Here is a 4,574-nt window from a genome sequence, read left to right on the forward strand (position 1 = left end):
CGATGCGGTTCGCTACTCCTTCATCGTGATGGACTTGCACCATCTACTCCTTGCCGGTCTCCCGGCGCACTCCGGTCTACCCCCAACAACGGACATCGTCAGGGCCGGTCGCCATGTCTCAAAGGTGCCAACAGCCGACATCGTTCGGCCCGCTCATCGCGTCAGTAAGAGTCGACAACGGAAGTGGCCACCTCACTATCAACAGCCACGACGCACTTTTGGGGCTGAGCGTGGGCACTGAGATACCTCAGCCGTCGAGAGTCATGTGAAGTCCCGAATCCAGCCTCACTTGCGTCAAACTTCTTAACTTTACGCAGTCGGGAAAACTTGGCATCACACCGGTCCTGGCTCTCAATGATAGACATTTTGCTGACGCGCGGCGCCGTCGCCACGAGCATCGTTGCGCTTGTGCTCGGATTCGACAATGTATTCTCGAGCATCGAGTTGGGCTCGGGCAGTAGTTCAGTGCTGAAGATAATACTCGTCATTATCTTCAGCATTGCTTTGCTCAGCCTGTTTTATGGAAACATCGTCTACCAGTTGACGCGAATAGGCCAGCTCAAGCGTCATTCCAACGACTCCGATAATTCCGACCTTCAATCGTTCTACGAAGACGATGGCAGCCCGACGGTGAGCATCCTCGTGCCATCCTATAAGGAACAAGCTCCTGTCGTGATGCAAACGATCATGTCCGCAGCGCTGTCGGAATATCCTAATCGCAGCATCACCTTGCTTCTCGATGACCCGCCGCTTTGTGTCGGAGCCGATTTGATTGCGCTTTCAGCAACGCGTGAGCTTGTCGACGAACTAAACAAAATTTTTGCGGGAGCGGCCGATCGGTTTCGTATCGCGGAGCGCGACTATTTGCAACGCACCTCGTCGGGAATAGTGGCTATCTCACGCGAACGCCAGCTCATCGGAGCTCTCTTCGACGATGCCGCGGCAGTGGTGGAAGCCCTCGGAAGACGATACGCTGAACTTTCCCAACCAGCCTTCGCCCATGCCGATGAGCTGTTCGCGCGCGAAGTCATCGAACGTCTCGTCCGAGAGCACCGCGCCACAGCGGCCCTTCTTCGGAGCGGGAAGAGCATCGATGCGGCGCGACTGCAGTTGGAGTACCGACGTCTCTCGAAGCTCTTTGCAGTGCCCATCGACATATTCGAGCGCAAGCAATTTGCCAATCTCTCGCATGCGCCTAACAAGGCAATGAACCTTAACAGCTATATCGGGCTGATCGGACGGACATTCCGCATTTCGAAAAGTGCGACTGGCGCTTCACTGTTACTGGAAACGCCCGCGGCCGAGGCAGAGGTCACGGTTCCTAATGCCGATTACATCGTAACCATCGATGCCGACAGCATCATTCTTCCCGACTACGTCCGCAAGCTCGTCTCAATCATGGAAGCCGACCGGCGCATAGCCATCGCGCAGACGCCCTATTCGGCTTATCCCGATGCGCCGACGGTGCTGGAACGGGTGGCGGGCGCCACCACGGATATTCAGTATCTTATTCATCAGGGCTTCACAGCCTACAATGCCACGTTCTGGGTTGGAGCGAACGCGGTTCTCCGCCGCGAAGCCCTGGACGAGATAAAAACGATGACAGAAGAGCGCGGCAATGCGATCCCGATCTTCATCCAGGATAAAACCCTCATTGAGGATACCGGATCAACTATTGATCTTGCGGCCCGCGGTTGGCGTTTGCACAATCATCCGGAGCGCCTGGCGTTCAGTGCGACCCCGTCGGACTTCGGCGCTCTCGTAATCCAGCGCCGCCGCTGGGCTAACGGCGGGCTAATAATTTTCCCGCGCCTGATCGAACTTTGGTCTGGAAGGCAGTCACCTCGGGCCGGTACACTTGAGACGATCATTAGATCACACTATTTGCTATCGCCGGCCTTGGCGAATGTGGGGTTGCTGCTGTTGCTGGTTATTCCCTTCGGCGGCGAGTTCTCCAGCATTTGGTTCCCCGTCGCAGCCGCTCCTTATTATTTGCTGTACGGTCAAGACCTAACGAGGACGGGCTACAAATGGCGTGATCTGTTGCGGGTCTATGCGCTCACACTGCTTCTTGTTCCCGTTAACCTTGCCGGCGTCTATCGTTCGCTGGAGCAGATGATCACGGGCCGCAAGAGCCCGTTTGCTCGCACACCCAAGATCGAAAGCCGCACAGCCGCGCCAGCATCTCATCTGCTTGCGCTGTGTGCCCTCACAGCGACTGCCATCTTTTCTGCCGGAGCGAACCTGTGGTCTGGCAACCTGTTGTTCTTCGGCTTTTGCTCGATCAACGCCGGCTTCTTCCTCTATGGCTTCCTATGCCTGATTGGGTGGAGAGAGGCCATCGTGGACATCACGGCAGGCTTTGCCGGGCGGATTTCAACCAGAGTGGCGTCGGCGACGACGTGATCCAATGATTGGGCCCGCGACCAAGATACGTTGCGAGAAGTCTCTGCTTGAGACCGTCGCAGTGAATTGGCTCGCTGCCCTGGCTGCGCTAGTCGCGATGAACCTCGCGAGCGCCAGCGCACAAGAGCCGCCTCGATGGTCGCTCCAAAGCACCAGCGATTTCGCCTCTTACGGAGCTTTCTATACGGACTTGACCGGGACTTACTCTCCTTTTGGAAGCCTGTGGGAGCAAGGCTGGCGCGTGCAAGGTATCGCGTCTGCTCGGCGCTATAGCTTCATCGATTCCGGCACGAAACGCATCGGCCTGGACACGACACTCGATGGCTTGGTCGGATACCAGTTCATCTCAAATGGCTGGTCATGGCTTCTTGCGGCAGGCCCATCGATGGTGAACGCCCACCTATACGCAGCACCTGGTCTAGTGCCGTCCAATACGACGCTGTCCGGCATCAAAGCACTGTCCTCGATTTACGGCAATCCGACCAGCAACACGATGCTCTACGCCCAGGCCCATTACAACACTGGGTCAGAATTCTTCTATGTGCAGGGCAAAACGGGCGTCGCCATTGGACAGAACTTGTTCATTGGACCCGAAGCGGCCTTCTCGGGCAGTTGGACCTATGACCAAGTCCGGGTCGGAGGCCACATAACAGGCTTCAACGTCTTGGGAATGCAGTCTGGCGTGTCGCTGGGTTTTGTTCGCGACTCGACGTACGGAACTGGGTTCTATACCGGCCTCAATCTTCAGGCCAATTTCTGAAAAGCGGAAGCGCGGGACCAGGACCTTCTTACTTCTTGCCAAGCCCCTTCGTCTGCTTTTGTAAGCCGACAGCAACCGTGAGAATTTTCTTGATACTATCCGGCAGCGCATCGCGCGTTCGCTTGCCATCCTCGCTGAGCTCCATCTCGAACGCCTCGATCCAGCTATCGATCAAGGCGTCAACGTCGCTGACGTGTTCTTTCATCTGCTCGACTAGCTCAAACGCTTGATCGCGTTCGGCCCGCATTTCGGCGATGTGCCGCTCGGCCTCCTTCAACGCGTCCTCAAGCTCTCGGATGCGATCCGGCTCTGGTTTCTCTTGTGGCATGTGATCGGCTTTCTCCCGGAGAGGCGTCAGTCTGGCGGGCCGTCGCTTTTCCCCATCACTAACGTGGGAGGACATACCTGGCTGGGCTCAAGCATTTGTGGCGGAGCCGAACATTCGTGCTTCGCAACGTAAGGAACATTCCTCCGGTTTGTTCCTTTACTAAGGGGGCGGAATTTGGTTTTGGCGTCGTTCCAAGACCCCCAGCCTAATTTCAAAATCAGCCCGCATCGCCACCTGTCGGTCAAGAAAGAGCGAAACGACGCTTAGCGGCAGTCATTGTCCGCGCCCTTTCTTGGCGGCGGGTTGGGCGGCGCTGCCGCATTCGATCCTTGGAGGCTATCCACGCGAGCGGAAAGCCCACCCAGCTGTTCCGAAAGCAACTTACGCTCGCCCTGCTCCGCTGATATCTGCCGCTGGAGACCGCTGGTCTGTTCCGCGGCCCGTTGCTGTTCTGCCCGCACCTCTTAGATCGTTTGCTGGAGATTAGCCACAGCGTCTCTAGCCGTTTTGTCGGCGATCTCCGCAGCCACAGACAGCTCAGCCTTGGGCTGAACAGCAGCTGGAGAGGACTCGTATCCAATCCGATTGCTGGCCCAAAGCACCGCACCGACAGCAACCGCGAGGAGAACAAGTAGAATCCACGGCAGTGTGCGGTGCGATCGTCTTGGCTCGCTGTTGACGCGATTACTTGGGGTGAAGTCGCTCATCCAGCTAGCAAACCGACAACGATCGATTCGTTCCCATCACTACGAACCGGTGATAGGTGCGGCCTCGCTTGCGCCTGCCCCTCGCCTCCGGTTGGGGCGCATTACGGAGAGAAACGGCGGAAGCTACGTCCTGCTGAGGCGCAAAAGTAGCTCGAAACAATCGAATTTCGAGAACCGTAGCGAATGGATGGAGTCCGAAGGTCTGGAGAGAAACGGGACTTTCGGAGAATAATAGGGCGGTTCTTCCGAAGGGAAGTCCAGAGCCCAAATCAGAAATGGCTACGGCTACTGGGCTCCGGAATCCGAGGCAAAGCGGCCACCGATTCCGACGGAAGGCGGCCACCGATTCCGATCGAAAGCGGCCACGCAATCC

Annotated in this window: 3 protein-coding genes; 2 read left to right on the top strand and 1 reads right to left on the bottom strand. The window is 57.1% G+C overall.

Going from position 1 to position 4,574, the window contains the following annotated elements; translation table 11 throughout:
- The first annotated feature begins 366 nt into the window (after positions 1-366).
- Entirely contained in the window at positions 367-2,406 is a 2,040-nt protein-coding gene (locus JQ624_RS38010; protein ID WP_212423980.1) for a glycosyltransferase family 2 protein, read from the top strand.
- A 61-nt stretch (positions 2,407-2,467) separates the two neighbouring features.
- A complete protein-coding gene (gene bcsS, locus JQ624_RS38015) occupies positions 2,468-3,166 on the top strand; it encodes a cellulose biosynthesis protein BcsS (RefSeq protein ID WP_212423981.1) in 699 nt (232 codons plus the stop codon).
- 28 nt (positions 3,167-3,194) lie between these two features.
- On the opposite strand, the gene JQ624_RS38020 is transcribed toward bcsS, so the two are convergent.
- A complete protein-coding gene (locus JQ624_RS38020; protein ID WP_212423982.1) occupies positions 3,195-3,494 on the bottom strand; it encodes a hypothetical protein in 300 nt (99 codons plus the stop codon).
- Positions 3,495-4,574 lie beyond the last annotated feature (1,080 nt).

This window comes from Bradyrhizobium sp. AUGA SZCCT0283, assembly GCF_018130385.1.
GTDB lineage: Bacteria > Pseudomonadota > Alphaproteobacteria > Rhizobiales > Xanthobacteraceae > Bradyrhizobium.

Coding starts and splice junctions, on each gene's coding strand:
- JQ624_RS38020 (WP_212423982.1), bottom strand. CDS start 3,494: ATGCCACAAGAGAAACCAGAGCCGGATCGCATCCGAGAGCTTGAGGAC.